The following is a 14,279-nucleotide window of genomic DNA, read 5'->3' as shown; positions in this document are numbered from 1 at the left end:
ATGAAGCGGCAGATCTTCACCGCCGAGCACGACGCGTTCCGCGACATCGTGCGCACCTTCCTCGCCAAGGAGGTGCTGCCCCACTACGAACAGTGGGAGAAGGACGGCATCGTCGCGCGCGACGCCTGGCGCGCGGCAGGACGGCAGGGCCTGCTCGGACTCGCGGTCCCCGAGGAATACGGAGGCGGCGGCAACACCGACTTCCGCTACAGTGCCGTGCTCGCCGAGGAGTTCACGCGCGCGGGCGCCTCCGGACTCGCGCTCGGACTGCACAACGACATCATCGGACCGTATCTGACGGGCCTGGGCACCGAGGAACAGAAGCGGCGCTGGCTGCCCGGCTTCTGCGACGGTTCGCTGATCACCGCGATCGCCATGACCGAACCGGGCGCCGGCTCAGACCTCCAGGGAATCAAGACCCACGCCGAGGACCGCGGCGACCACTGGCTGCTCAACGGCTCCAAGACGTTCATCTCCAACGGCATCCTCGCCGACCTCGTGGTCGTCGTCGCGAGGACGACCCCCGAGGGCGGCGCCCACGGACTCTCCCTGCTCGTCGTGGAGCGCGGCACGGAGGGCTTCGAGCGCGGCCGGAACCTCGACAAGATCGGCCAGAAGGCGCAGGACACGGCCGAACTGTTCTTCAACGACGTACGCGTGCCCAAGGAGAACCTCCTCGGCGAGCTGAACGGCGCCTTCGTCCACCTGATGACGAACCTGGCGCAGGAGCGCATGGCCATAGCCGTCGCCGGGATCGCCGCCGCCGAGCACCTCCTGGAGATCACCACGGAGTACGTCAAGGAACGCGAGGCCTTCGGCAGGCCGCTGTCCAAGCTCCAGCACATCCGCTTCGAGATAGCCGAGATGGCCACCGAGTGCGCCGTCACCCGCACCTTCCTCGACCGCTGCATCGTCGACCACGCGAACGGCGAACTCGACGCAGTGCACGCCTCGATGGCCAAATGGTGGGCCACCGAGCTGCAGAAGCGGGTAGCTGACCGTTGTCTCCAACTGCACGGCGGTTACGGCTACATGACGGAGTACCGCGTCGCGAAGGCCTTCACCGACGGACGTATCCAGACCATCTACGGCGGGACCACCGAGATCATGAAGGAGATCATCGGTCGTTCCCTGCTCGGCTAACCCTCCTCGAAAGGCTTACCAGTGAGCACCGAAGCGTACGTGTACGACGCGATCCGCACCCCGCGCGGCCGCGGCAAGGCGAACGGCGCCCTGCACGGCACCAAGCCCATCGACCTGGTCGTCGGGCTCATCCACGAGGTCAAGCGGCGCTTCCCGGGCCTGGACCCGGCCGCCATCGACGACATCGTGCTCGGCGTCGTCGGTCCCGTCGGCGACCAGGGCTCCGACATCGCCCGCATCGCCGCGATCGCCGCCGGACTGCCCGACACGGTGGCGGGCGTCCAGGAGAACCGCTTCTGCGCCTCGGGCCTGGAAGCCGTGAACATGGCCGCGATGAAGGTCCGTTCCGGCTGGGAGGACCTGGTGCTCGCGGGCGGCGTCGAGTCGATGTCGCGGGTGCCGATGGCATCGGACGGCGGCGCCTGGTTCGCCGACCCGATGACCAACATGGCCACCAACTTCGTGCCGCAGGGCATCGGCGCCGACCTGATCGCCACCATCGAGGGCTTCTCCCGCCGCGACGTGGACGAGTACGCCGCCCTCTCCCAGGAGCGCGCCGCCGCTGCCTGGAAGGACGGCCGCTTCGAGAGGTCCGTCGTCCCCGTGAAGGACCGCAGCGGGCTCGTCGTCCTCGACCACGACGAGCACCTGCGCCCCGGCACCACCGCCGACTCGCTGGCCAAGCTGAAGCCGTCGTTCGCGGACATCGGCGAACTGGGCGGCTTCGACGCGGTCGCCCTGCAGAAGTACCACTGGGTCGAGGAGATCGACCACGTCCACCACGCGGGCAACTCGTCGGGCATCGTCGACGGAGCCTCCCTGGTGGCCATCGGCTCGAAGGAGGTCGGCGAGCGCTACGGACTCACCCCGCGCGCGCGGATCGTCTCCGCGGCGGTCTCCGGCTCCGAGCCCACCATCATGCTGACCGGCCCCGCGCCCGCCACCCGCAAGGCGCTCGCCAAGGCCGGACTCACCATCGATGACATCGACCTCGTCGAGATCAACGAAGCCTTCGCGGCCGTCGTGCTGCGCTTCGTGAAGGACATGGGCCTGTCCCTGGACAAGGTCAACGTCAACGGCGGTGCGATCGCCCTCGGCCACCCGCTCGGCGCGACCGGCGCGATGATCCTCGGCACCCTCGTCGACGAACTGGAGCGCCAGGACAAGCGCTACGGCCTCGCCACGCTGTGCGTCGGCGGCGGCATGGGCATCGCCACCATCATCGAGCGCCTGTAACTCCCCAGCGGACCGACAGACTTCAACGGAGACCGGAGACCCTCCCCATGACCGAGAGCACCACCATCCGCTGGGAACAGGACGAGACCGGCGTCGTCACCCTCGTCCTCGACGACCCCAACCAGTCCGCCAACACGATGAACCAGGCCTTCAAGGAATCGATCGCGGCCATCGCCGACCGCGTCGAGGCCGAGAAGGACTCCATCCGCGGCATCATCTACACCTCCGCGAAGAAGACCTTCTTCGCGGGCGGCGACCTCAAGGACATGATCAAGGCCGGTCCGGAGGACGCCCAGCAGGCCTTCGACCTGGGCACGGACATCAAGGGCTGCCTGCGTCGCATCGAGACCCTCGGCAAGCCGGTCGTCGCCGCCATCAACGGCGCGGCGCTCGGCGGCGGTTACGAGATCGCCCTCGCCTCCCACCACCGCGTGGCCCTCGACGCGCCCGGCTCCAAGATCGGCCTGCCCGAGGTCACCCTCGGCCTGCTGCCCGCGGGCGGCGGCGTCACCCGCACCGTCCGCCTCATGGGCATCACCGACGCCCTCCTCAAGGTGCTGCTGCAGGGCACCCAGTACTCCCCGCAGCGCGCCCTGGAGAACGGCCTGGTCCACGAGGTCGCGGTTACCCCCGAGGAGATGCTCGCCAAGGCGCGCGCCTTCATCGACGCCAACCCGGAGTCGCAGCAGCCCTGGGACAAGCCCGGCTACAAGATCCCGGGCGGCACGCCGTCCAACCCGAAGTTCGCCGCCAACCTGCCCGCCTTCCCGGCCAACCTGCGCAAGCAGCTGGGCGGCGCCCCCTACCCGGCCCCGCGCAACATCCTCGCCGCCGCGGTCGAGGGCTCCCAGGTCGACTTCGAGACCGCGCTCGTCATCGAGGCCCGCTACTTCACCGAGCTGGTGACGGGGCAGACCTCGAAGAACATGATCCAGGCGTTCTTCTTCGACCTCCAGGCGGTCAACTCCGGCGCCAACCGGCCCCAGGGCATCGAGCCGCGCCAGGTCCGCAAGGTCGCCGTCCTCGGCGCCGGGATGATGGGCGCGGGCATCGCCTACTCCTGCGCCCGCGCCGGCATCGACGTCGTCCTCAAGGACGTCTCGGCGGACGCGGCGGCCAAGGGCAAGGCCTACTCCGAGAAGCTCTGCGCCAAGGCCGTCTCCCGGGGACGTACGACCCAGCAGAAGGCCGACGAACTGCTCGCCCGCATCACGCCCACCGCCGACCCGAACGACCTGGCCGGCTGCGACGCCGTGATCGAGGCCGTCTTCGAGGACACCTCGCTCAAGCACAAGGTCTTCCAGGAGATCGAGAACATCGTCGAGCCGGACGCACTGCTGTGCTCCAACACCTCGACCCTCCCGATCACCGTCCTCGCCGAAGGCGTCGAGCGGCAGGACGACTTCATCGGCCTGCACTTCTTCTCGCCCGTCGACAAGATGCCGCTCGTCGAGATCATCAAGGGCGAGCGGACCGGCGACGAGGCACTGGCACGCGCCTTCGACCTGGTGCGCCAGATCAAGAAGACCCCGATCGTCGTCAACGACTCCCGCGGATTCTTCACCTCCCGCGTCATCGGCCACTTCATCAACGAGGGCGTCGCGATGGTCGGCGAGGGCATCGAGCCCGCGTCGGTCGAGCAGGCCGCCGCACAGGCCGGCTACCCCGCCAAGGTCCTCTCCCTGATGGACGAGCTCACGCTCACCCTGCCGCGCAAGATCCGCAAGGAGTCGAAGCAGGCCGTCGAGGAGGCCGGCGGCACCTGGGAGACGCACCCGGCCGAGGCCGTCATCGACCGCATGGTCGACGAGTTCGGCCGCACCGGGCGCAGCGGCGGAGCGGGCTTCTACGAGTACGGCGAGGACGGCAGGCGCGGCAGGCTGTGGCCCGGCCTGCGCGAGCACTTCACCAAGGCGGGACACGAGATCCCCTTCCGGGACATGCAGGAGCGCATGCTCTTCTCCGAGGCGCTGGACACCGTCAGGCTCCTGGAGGAAGGCGTCCTCACGTCCGTCGCCGACGCCAACATCGGATCCATCTTCGGCATCGGCTTCCCCGGCTGGACCGGTGGCGTCCTCCAGTACATCAACGGCTACGAAGGCGGGCTGCCCGGCTTCGTGGCCCGCGCGCGCGAGCTCGCCGACCGCTACGGAACGCGGTTCACGCCGCCCGCGCTGCTCGTCGAGAAGGCGGCGAAGGGCGAGCGGTTCAGCGACAAGTAGCCGCACACACCCGCCCGAGCAGCCGCGCACACCCGCCGCCCCGGCCGTACCCGACGTACCGCTGAGTGGTATGCGGGACTTGCTCCCCGGGGGCGGGGACCGGACGCTGACCGCGAACCGGTCCCCGCCCCCACCGAGGAGCTCCCATGGGTCGCAGCCCCGCCCACGCCCTGCTGGACATCCTGCGCGGCGAGGGCGTGGATCGCGTCTTCGGCAACCCCGGCACCACCGAACTGCCTGTCCTCGCCGCCCTCATGACCGAGCAGGACGCGCCCGAGTACGTGCTCGGCGTCCACGAGGGCGCCGTCGTCTCCATGGCCGACGGATACGCCCGCGCCACCGGGCGGCCCGCGTTCGTCAGCCTGCACATCGCGGCCGGGCTCGCCAACGGGCTCATCGGTCTGCTCAACGCCCGCCGCTCGCGCACCCCGCTGGTGGTGACCGCCGGCCAGCAGGACCGCCGCCACCTCCAGCAGGACCCCATGCTCTCGGGCGACCTCGTCGGACTCGCCCGGCCCGCCGTCAAGGCGGCCCTCGACGTCCAGCACGCCCGTGACCTGCCGCTCGCCGTGCGCCGCGCCTTCGCCCTCGCCGTACGGCCGCCCGCGGGACCCGTCTTCCTCTCGGTGCCGATGGACCTGCTCACCGAGGACACCGAGGTCGACGTCCCGGCCCGGACCCCCACCCCTGCCGCCGGCCCGGCCGCCGGCCTGGACCGCGCCGCCGCACTGATCGGCGCCGCCGCCCGCCCCGTCATCGTCGCCGGGGACGCCGTGGGCCGCGAACGGGCCGTCCCGGCACTGGTGCGTGCCGCCGAGACCTGCGGCGCCCCCGTCCACCACCAGCCGATGGCCGACTGCCTCAACTTCCCGACCACCCACCCCCTGTACGCGGGCATGCTCCCGCCGCGCCACGACGCGATCCGCGACGCCCTCGCTCCGTACGACACCGTCCTCGTCGCGGGCGCACACGCGTTCACACCGCACCACTACAGCCCCGGGCCGGCCCTGCCGCCCGGCGTCGCCGTCGTCCAGCTCGACTCCGACCCGGACGAGATCGGCCGCAACTTCCCGGCCGACGCCGGACTCGTCGGCGCCCTCGGCCCCTCCCTCGACCGGCTCGCCGAGCTGCTGCGCGAGCGGGTGCCCGCGCACACCGCCAAGGCCAGGACACAGCGAGCGGGCGAGCGGCACACGGCCGAACGGGAGCGCACCGAGGCCGCCGCCCGCGCCCAGTACTCCCCGGCGCCGCTCGCGCCCTGGGCCGCCGCGCACGCCGTGGCCGACGGACTGCCCCCGCACGCCGCGGTCGTCGAGGAGGCCATCACCGTCGGACTGCTGCTGCGCCGACTCGTACGCCTCGACCGTCCCGGAAGCTACCTGCACACCGTCGGCGGCGGCCTCGGATGGGGGATCGGGGCCGCCGTAGGCCGGGCGCTCGCCGAGCCGGGCCGCCCGGTCGTCGCGGTCCTCGGCGACGGATGCACGCTGTTCGGCCTCCAGGGACTGTGGAGCGCGGCACGCTGCGCCGTACCGGTGCTCTTCGTGGTGATGGGCAACGGCGCCTACCGCACCCTCCAGGACACCTACCGCGCGATGGGCGGCCACGGCCCCTGCCCCGGAACGGAACTGGGCGACCTGGACTTCACCCAGGCGGCCCGGTTCTTCGGCGTCGACGCGGTCCGGGCGGCGAGCGCCGGCCATCTGCGTGAACTCGTCGCCGCCGCGGGGGAGACGAGCCGGCCCCTGCTCGTCGACGTACCGCTTCGATAGCGGTCGCCGCCTCACAGCGACCCGGACCTTGTCAACCGGCCCCCGGCGCCCGACCATCGGTCCATGACGGACGGTCAGGCACCGAAGTCGGTGCTCGCGCGCGGCGCGGCACTGCTGCGCGCCTGCGGGGAGTCCGCGGACGCGCTGAGCCTCGCCGAGCTGGCCCTGCGCACCGGGCTGCCCAAACCCAGCGCGCACCGTCTGCTCGGGGAACTGGTGCGGCTCGGGCTCGTCGAGCGCACCGCCGACGGCCGCTACCGCGTCGGGCTCGCCCTCTTCGTGCTCGGCCAGTCCGCGCCGTCCGCGCGGGAGCTGCGGGACACCGCGCTGCCCTACCTGGGCGATCTGCACCGGGAGACCCACGAGAACGTGCACCTCGCCGTGCCCGACGGGCCCGACACCCTCTTCCTGGAGAAGATCACCGGCCGTCGTGCCACCCCGATCGTCTCGCGCACCGGCGGGCGGCTGCCGGCGCACTGCACCGCCACCGGCAAGCTCTTCCTCGCCCATGATCCCCGCCCGCCGCGGAGCGTTCTGCCCCGCCTCACCCCGCGCACCCTGGTACTGCCCGGGCAGCTCGCCCGCGACCTCGCCGCCACGCGCGCGCGGGGCTACGGGGTGAACCTGGAGGAGGCCGAGGTGGGCGTCTCGGCCGTCGCCGCGCCCGTGTACGGGCGCGGGGCGCGGCCGATCGCCGCGATCTCCGTGACCGGCGGGACCCGTCGCCTCGACATGGACCGCCTCGGTTCGAAGGTGTGCGCGGCGGCGCGGGCCCTCACCCGGGTGCTGTCGGCGTGAACGAGCACTCGCCCCGCCGCCGGGGCGGCAGAGGTTCAGCCCCTCCGGCGTTCGAGGAGCGGGGTCCGGGGCGCAGCCCCGGGTACGGGAGGGGCAGGGGCGGAGCGGGCGAGGACCGGGTGGGCCCCGCCCGGCGGACTCACCCCGTCACCCCCGACTGCACGGCCACCGCCAGCGCGTGTTCCGTGAGGTGCCCGCCGTGGAGTTCGCCGGAGAGGCGCCCCCGGACGAAGACCAGCACGCGGTCGCACACCTCCGTCAGCTCCGCCGGATCCGTGGAGGCGACCAGGACCGCCGCACCGCCCGCCGCCAGCTCGTCCACGATCCGGTGCATCTCGGCACGCACGCCGATGTCGACCCCTCGGGTCGGATCGTCGAGGACGACGACACGCGGATCGGTGGCGAGCCACTTGGCGAAGACGACCTTCTGCTGATTGCCGCCCGAGAGGCGGGCCACGCGGTCGTACGGCCCGCCGCGCAGCCGCAGCCGCCCGGTCGACTCGACCGTCCGCGCGACCAGTTCGGACCGTGTGGGCAGCATCCCGCCGCGGCCCAGCGCGAGCCAGCTCACCGCGGTCGTGTTCTCCCACACCGAACGGTCGGCCATCAGCCCGTACCGCTTGCGGTCGCTGGGCACGAAGGCGACCCCCGCACGGACGGCGGCGCGCAGCGAGCCCGGCAGCCCCCGGCCCGCCACGTCCACCTGCCCCGCCGAGACCGCCGCGCGCCCGCACACCACCTCCAGCGCCGCCAGGTGGCCCGAGCCCTGAAGCCCGGCCACCCCCACCACCTCGCCCGCGCGGACGGTGAAGGTGACGTCGGCGAGCCGGCCGGGCACGCTCACCCCGGAGAGCACCACCGGCGGCGGACCGTCGGCGAGGGCGCGCTCACGGCGCGACGGCGCGGGCGGCCGACTGCCCAGCATCGCCGTCACCAGCTCCGGTACGTCGACATCGGCCCGCCGCGCCCCCGCGAGCGCGACGCGCCCGTCCCGCAGCACCGTGACGCGCCGCGCGAAGCGCATCACCTCCTCCAGGAAGTGGGTGACGTACAGGACCGCGATGCCCCGGCCGGTCAGGGTGCGCAGGACGAGTTCGAGGCGGTCCACGGCGGCGGCAGGCAGCGCGGAGGTCGGCTCGTCGAGCACCAGCACCTTGGGCCGTCGCAGCAGCGCCCGCGCGATCTCCGTCAACTGGCGGTCCGCGAGCGAGAGTTCGCCGAGGATCCGGTCAGGGGTGACGTCCACGCCGAGTTCGGCGAGGACCGGCCGTGCGGCACGGTCCATGGCACCACGGTCGAGCAGGCCCCGACGGCGGGGCGGCCGGTGCGGATAGAGGTTCTCCCGGACGGTGAGATCGGGGAACAGGCTCAACTCCTGTGACACGACGGCGATTTCGTCCGGTGTCGCCCCGGGCGCGAGCCGTACCGTCCCGCCGTCGGGCGCTGTCGTGCCCGACAGGATCCGCACGAGCGTCGACTTGCCCGCTCCGTTCTCCCCGACCAGGGCGTGGACCTCGCCACCGCGCAGGCCGATCCCCGCCCCGTCCAGGGCCCGGACCCCGCCGTACGACTTGACCAGGTCCCGCGCGCTGAGGATCTCGGCACCGGCCATCTCAGCGGGCGTCCCGCATAGGCCTGAGCTGGGCCCGCTGGTCGCCCAGGAGCTTGTCGACGGTCGGCGCGTACCAGTCGTACGCGGCCCGCGCGGACTTCTGGCGCGCGATGATCGCGTCGACGTTCGACCGGTCGACGACGGCGCCGGGGGAGAGGAACCAGCCCTCGGGCAGTTTGCCGTCGTGGTCGCGGACGGCCTCGATGAGGATCGCCGTGGACAGGTAGCCCTTGAGGAAGTGCTGCGGGTCGATGGTGACGAAGTTCGAGCCGTCCGCGACCGCGTCGAGGGTCTTGGGGTCGACGTCGAACCCCGCCGTCAGCCACTTTCCCTGCTCCGCCTTCTTGATCTTGGCGAGGTTGTAGCTGTCGGCGTCGCCGACGCCGAGGAAGGCGAGCGCCTTGGGGTGCGCGTTCACCTGCGCGGACCAGGAGCTGTAGTTCTGCCCGGGGTCGCTGTACGTCTGGAAGGGGCCGAGCACCTTGACCCCGGGGGCCTGTTTCCGGAAGGTGTCCGCGATGCCCTTCGCCCGGTTGTCCAGCACCGGGGTCCCGGGATTGGGCACGCCGATCACGATCTGACCCCGCGGGTCGCCGCCGAGCCGCTTCAGCGCCTCCTTCGCCATCAGCTCGCCGAGCGCGTAGTTGTCGTTGCCCACGTAGAAGCCGACCTTGCTGCCCTCGGTCGGGGAGGTGTCCAGGGCGACGATCGGGATGCCCCGGTCGACGGCGCGTGCCGCGGGCCGGGTGAAGATCGGCGGATCGAGGTTCTCCAGGACGATGCCGTCCTCGGCGCGCGTCGTCAGGTTCTGGAAGAGCTGCACCTCGGCGGGTCCGTCCGTGTTGGGCGGGCCGACCGCCTTGAAGTCGACCCCGCCCGCGTGGTCCGCTGCGCTCTCGGCACCGAGGACCATCTCGTGCGCGAAGTTGAGACTGATGTTGGCCACGGCGATCCCCATGCGCAGCTTGCCGTCGCCGCCGGATCCGCTGCCGCAGCCGGCGGCGAGCAGGGCCAGCGTGGCGGGCAGGGCGAGCAGCGTACGTCGTCGGGGGTGCATCGCGGCCTCCAGGTGGTTCCGGTCGGTCGGGACGTCAGCGGCGCCGGCGTCCGGTGCGGCGCAGTGCGCTGTCCGCCGCGACCGCGACGAGGATCACTCCACCCGTCGCGAACGACGTCCAGTTGATGGGTACTTCGAAGAACACGAGCCCGGAGGCGACCACGGAGAGGATCATCGCCCCGGCCACCGCACCGACCACGGATCCGCGTCCCCCGGCGAGCGGGGTGCCGCCGATGATGCACGCGGCGATGGCCTGCAACTCGTACCCCTGGCCCAGCGTCGGGTCGCCGGCGCCGTAGAAGGCGAGGGCGAGCGCTGCCCCGCAGGCCGTGGTCAGCCCGGACAGCGCGAGCGCCTGCACGCGGGTGCGGACGACGGGGATGCCACTGAACTCGGCCGCGTCCGGGTTGGACCCGATGGCCCGCACCCGTGCCCCGAACCGCGTCCGTGTCAGCACGACCGTCAGCGTCACGACGACCGCGAGCAGCACCCACAGCGCGAACGGAACGCCCGCCGCGTCACCGCCCGCCAGGGTGAAGAACGAGTCGTCGAGCGGCAGATCGGTGATCTGCCTGCCGTCGGCGAGCGCGAGCCCGACACCCCGGTAGAGCATGAGGGTCCCCAGCGTCACGATGAACGACGGCAGCGCCAGCAGCGTCGTGACCAGGGCGTTGAGGACGCCGAGCAAGGTTCCGGTGACCAGCACCACCGGGACCGCCAGCCAAGGCGCCGTGCCGTCGCGTATCAGCAGGGCTCCGACGACCAGGCACATCGCATAGGTGCCGCCCACCGAGAGGTCGACCTCGCGCATGGCGAGCGCGAACACCATCCCGCAGGCCATCAGCGAGATGTAGACGGAGTTGTGGGCGGTGCTGAGCAGGTTGTCGCCGGCCAGGAAGTCCGGATAGGGGATGCCGATCCCGGCGACCAGGAGCGCGAGCACGACGAGCACGCCCAACTCGTCGCGGACCAGGCGGTGTCGCAGCACCCCGGGCCGCCGGCGCGAGCCGCCCTTGTCGCGGGCACGCTCCGCGCCGTCCACGGCACGCTCGGTCTCGGTCATCGGGCAGGCTCCCGTACGGCTGGCGCTGGGGGTCGCCCGCAGCGTGGGCCTCGCGGACCTGCGGGGCAACAGGCCCGTTCCGGCGAGTGAAATGCACCCTTGCCGAGCGCCTGACGGATCATCACACTCGGCGTATGGAGACACGTACCGCCCTGGTGACCGGAGCGGCACAGGGCCTCGGGCAGGAGTTCGCCGTCGCGCTCGCCGGGTGCGGATACCGGGTCGCGGGGATCGACGTGGTGCCGCAGCCACGGACGGCGGCGCGGGTGCCGGCCTACCTGGAACTCGTCGCCGACGTCACCGACGAGGATCAGGTCGCGGCGGCACTGGAGCAGGTCGTCGACCGGTTCGGCACGCTGCACGTGCTCGTCAACAACGCGGGCGTCTATCCGGAGTCGGCCTTCGAGGAGACCACGCCCGAGGAGTGGCGCCGGATCATGCGCGTCAACCTGGAGGGGCCGTTCCTGGTGACCCGCGCCGTCCTGCCGTACCTGAAGGCGGCGGGCTGGGGCCGGATCGTGAACATCACGTCGGCGGCCGTCCTCACCGCGCCGCCGACGATGGTCGCGTACGTGGCCTCGAAGGCCGGTCTGATCGGCTTCACCCGCGCGCTGGCGTCGGCGCTCGGCCCGTACGGCATCACGGTCAACGCGATCGCGCCGAGCATGGTGCGCACGGCCACCGCCGCACGGGCCGTCGGAACGGGCGGCGGCTTCGAGCACGTGCGCGCCCAGCAGGCCGTGCCGAGGACCCAGGAACCGTCCGACCTGCTGTCCACACTGCTCTACGTGGTCGACCCGGGCAGCGGCTTCCTGACCGGCCAGACCCTCGACGTGGCCGGCGGATCCGCCTGCCTGTGACCGGACCGCCCGACCTCCGGGCGGGGGAGCAGGGGCAGGTCAGGACTGCTTGAGCCACTCCCGCAGCTCCTCCTTCAGCGAGCGCTGGAACGAGGTGAGCAGGGCCTGCACGACCAGCGGCTCCATGTGCGCGGACAGCGACTTCACCGCCGCGACGGACTCCTGCTCGCCCACCGCGTCGCGCAGCAGCGCGGACAGCTCGCGGGCCGCCGCACGGGAGTGCTCCAGCAGGACCGTCCGCGCCGCGAGGACCGCCTCGTGGGCGATGGGCACGTCCAGCAGCTCCACGCCGAGCCGCAGCAGCGCCGGATCCACACGGAAGGAGTCCGAGGTCCGCTCGACGATCTGCATGGCGGTCAGCCGGTCCAGGTCCTCGTCCGCGAGAGGCCGTCCGGCCCGCCGCTCCAGCTCCTCGCGCGTCACCACCTCCACCGCGTCGGGTGCCCAGGAGGCCACCACGGCGCGGTGAATGGCCAGGTCGTGGGCGCTCAGGCCGGGTGGCAGCTGTGCCAGATGGCGCTCGATCGCCGCCAGCGTCATGCCCTGGTGCTGCAACTCCTCGATGAGAGCCAGCCGGGCCAGGTGCTGCCGGCTGTAGTGCCCCACGCGCCGCGGGCCGATCACGGGCGGCGGGAGCAGGCCCTTCGCGCTGTAGAAGCGGATCGTCCGGACCGTGACGCCTGCCCGCGCGGCCAGCTCGTCGACGGTGAGCGTCGACTCCTCGGTGTCCGTGGTCATGGCAGGTCCTCACCTTCCGGGTGGTGCGGCGCCCGCCCTTCGGGACGGACGAGGACACGGTGCAACAGTATTACTGTCTCACCGACCTTGTGAAAGTGCTCGCGAGGCCCGATATCGCCTTGATCGCCGCTTTTGCTTCCTTTGATCACGATGTGAGAAGTTCCGCTGTGTGGCATGCGTCATCGCATGCCCGTGATCTCTCCGGGAAGGTGACGCCTTGGTCCGCACCACGTCAGGAGGCGCGGACCGTGGCACATCCGGACACCCGAGCCCCGGTGCGTCGGGCGCACCAGAGAGTAGATCCACCCGTGACCAAGGAAGCCGTAGACACGGCCAAGGCCGCATCCCTCACCGATGCGACCCGCGCGCCCGCGGATGCGGGCGACGCCGGCTACAGCAAGGACCTCAAGGCCCGCCACGTCAACATGATCGCCATCGGTGGCGCGATCGGCACCGGACTCTTCCTCGGAGCCGGCGGGCGCCTCCACAACGCGGGCCCCGCACTCGCCATCGCCTACCTCGTCTGCGGCATCTTCGCCTTCTTCGTCGTGCGCGCCCTCGGTGAGCTGGTGCTCTACCGGCCCTCCTCCGGGTCCTTCGTGTCGTACGCGCGCGAGTTCCTCGGCGAGAAGGGCGCCTACGTCGCCGGGTGGATGTACTTCCTGAACTGGTCGACGACCGGTATCGCGGACATCACCGCGATCGCGCTCTACACGCACTACTGGAGCTTCTTCACCGACATCCCGCAGTGGGTGCTGGCGCTCATCGCCCTCGCCGTGGTCCTCGCCGTGAACCTGATCTCGGTGAAGATCTTCGGCGAGATGGAGTTCTGGTTCGCGATCGTCAAGGTCGCCACGCTCGTCGCGTTCATGCTGATCGGCATCTTCCTGCTCGCCACGCAGCACCAGGTCGGCGGCCAGACGCCGGGGGTCGGCGTCATCACCGACCACGGCGGGCTCCTGCCGCACGGTGTGATGCCGGTCGTCCTGGTCATGCAGGGCGTGATCTTCGCGTACGCCGCGCTGGAACTGGTCGGTGTCGCCGCGGGCGAGACCGCCGAACCGGAGAAGGTCGTCCCGCGCGCGGTGAACTCGATCATGTGGCGCGTCGGACTCTTCTACGTCGGCTCGGTCGTGCTCCTCGCGCTGCTGCTGCCCGGGTCCGTCTACTCCGCCGACGAGAGCCCCTTCGTCACGGTCCTGTCGAAGGTCGGCATCCCGGCCGCCGGCGACGTGATGAACCTGGTCGTCCTCACGGCCGCCATGTCCTCGCTGAACTCCGGCCTGTACTCCACCGGCCGCATCCTGCGCTCGATGGCCTCGGCGGGATCGGCCCCCAGGTTCACCGCGAGGATGAACCGCAGCCAGGTGCCGTACGGCGGCATCCTGCTCACCTGCGCGGTGTGCGTGCTCGGTGTCGGCCTGAACTACCTGATGCCGAGCCAGGCCTTCGAGATCGTCCTGAACGTGGCGTCGCTCGGCGTCATCAGCACCTGGGTGATCATCATGATCTGCCACCTGATGTTCGTCCGCCGGGCCAGGGAGGGGCTGGTGACGCGTCCCTCGTTCCGCCTGCCGGGCAGCCCGTTCACCGAGATCGTCACCGTGGTCTTCCTGGTGGCCGTGCTCGGCCTGATGTGGAACGACCCCGAGGTCGGCCGGAAGACGCTCCTGCTCGTCCCGGTGATCGGGGCCCTGCTGGTCGGTGGCTGGTTCGCGGTCCGGCGCCGCGTCTCGCAGGCCGAGGACCGGGAGCTCGGCGAGCTCATGAAGTAGCGG

Annotated in this window: 11 protein-coding genes; 7 read left to right on the top strand and 4 right to left on the bottom strand. The window is 71.6% G+C overall.

Annotated elements, in window-relative coordinates:
• The 5 genes from ACZ4IF_RS07570 (at position 1) to ACZ4IF_RS07550 (ending at position 7,171) form a co-directional block, all read left to right on the top strand.
• Positions 1 to 1,143 carry an acyl-CoA dehydrogenase family protein gene (locus tag ACZ4IF_RS07570; protein WP_359488098.1) on the top strand — a complete coding sequence of 381 codons (1,143 nt, stop codon included), beginning with the start codon at positions 1 to 3 and terminating at the stop codon, positions 1,141 to 1,143.
• 21 nt (positions 1,144 to 1,164) lie between these two features.
• A complete protein-coding gene (locus tag ACZ4IF_RS07565; protein ID WP_467560472.1) occupies positions 1,165 to 2,379 on the top strand; it encodes an acetyl-CoA C-acetyltransferase in 1,215 nt (404 codons plus the stop codon).
• Between the two features lie 47 nt (positions 2,380 to 2,426).
• The gene (locus ACZ4IF_RS07560; RefSeq protein ID WP_467560470.1) at positions 2,427 to 4,601 is read left to right on the top strand and encodes a 3-hydroxyacyl-CoA dehydrogenase NAD-binding domain-containing protein; all 2,175 of its coding nucleotides are present in this window, start codon (positions 2,427 to 2,429) and stop codon (positions 4,599 to 4,601) included.
• Between the two features lie 146 nt (positions 4,602 to 4,747).
• Positions 4,748 to 6,373, top strand: coding sequence for a thiamine pyrophosphate-binding protein (locus ACZ4IF_RS07555; protein WP_467560468.1), 1,626 nt, complete (start codon positions 4,748 to 4,750; stop codon positions 6,371 to 6,373).
• 63 nt (positions 6,374 to 6,436) lie between these two features.
• Positions 6,437 to 7,171 carry an IclR family transcriptional regulator gene (locus tag ACZ4IF_RS07550; RefSeq protein WP_467560466.1) on the top strand — a complete coding sequence of 245 codons (735 nt, stop codon included), beginning with the start codon at positions 6,437 to 6,439 and terminating at the stop codon, positions 7,169 to 7,171.
• Between the two features lie 139 nt (positions 7,172 to 7,310).
• On the opposite strand, the gene ACZ4IF_RS07545 is transcribed toward ACZ4IF_RS07550, so the two are convergent.
• Genes ACZ4IF_RS07545 through ACZ4IF_RS07535 form a run of 3 tightly spaced genes read right to left on the bottom strand, consistent with a single transcriptional unit; the run spans position 7,311 to position 10,903 of the window.
• The gene (locus ACZ4IF_RS07545; protein WP_467560464.1) at positions 7,311 to 8,783 is read right to left on the bottom strand and encodes a sugar ABC transporter ATP-binding protein; all 1,473 of its coding nucleotides are present in this window, start codon (positions 8,781 to 8,783) and stop codon (positions 7,311 to 7,313) included.
• A 1-nt stretch (position 8,784) separates the two neighbouring features.
• Positions 8,785 to 9,840, bottom strand: a complete 1,056-nt coding sequence (locus ACZ4IF_RS07540; protein WP_467560462.1) for a sugar ABC transporter substrate-binding protein — start codon at positions 9,838 to 9,840, stop codon at positions 8,785 to 8,787.
• Between the two features lie 34 nt (positions 9,841 to 9,874).
• Positions 9,875 to 10,903, bottom strand: coding sequence for an ABC transporter permease (locus tag ACZ4IF_RS07535; RefSeq protein WP_467560460.1), 1,029 nt, complete (start codon positions 10,901 to 10,903; stop codon positions 9,875 to 9,877).
• A 134-nt stretch (positions 10,904 to 11,037) separates the two neighbouring features.
• Between ACZ4IF_RS07535 and ACZ4IF_RS07530 the strand changes: the two genes are divergently transcribed.
• Positions 11,038 to 11,763, top strand: a complete 726-nt coding sequence (locus tag ACZ4IF_RS07530; RefSeq protein WP_467560458.1) for an SDR family NAD(P)-dependent oxidoreductase — start codon at positions 11,038 to 11,040, stop codon at positions 11,761 to 11,763.
• Positions 11,764 to 11,802: 39 nt separating this feature from the next.
• Here ACZ4IF_RS07530 and ACZ4IF_RS07525 read toward each other — a convergent pair whose 3' ends face one another.
• Complete coding sequence (locus ACZ4IF_RS07525) at positions 11,803 to 12,501, bottom strand: MerR family transcriptional regulator (RefSeq protein ID WP_359488084.1); 699 nt, start codon at positions 12,499 to 12,501, stop codon at positions 11,803 to 11,805.
• A 308-nt stretch (positions 12,502 to 12,809) separates the two neighbouring features.
• Between ACZ4IF_RS07525 and ACZ4IF_RS07520 the strand changes: the two genes are divergently transcribed.
• Positions 12,810 to 14,276 (top strand): amino acid permease, encoded by a 1,467-nt coding sequence (locus tag ACZ4IF_RS07520; protein WP_467560456.1) that lies wholly within the window; start codon positions 12,810 to 12,812, stop codon positions 14,274 to 14,276.
• The last annotated feature ends 3 nt before the right edge of the window (positions 14,277 to 14,279 follow it).

It is taken from the genome of Streptomyces sp. NPDC025784 (genome assembly GCF_055558435.1).
This window is presented reverse-complemented; position numbering and strand designations above follow the sequence as displayed.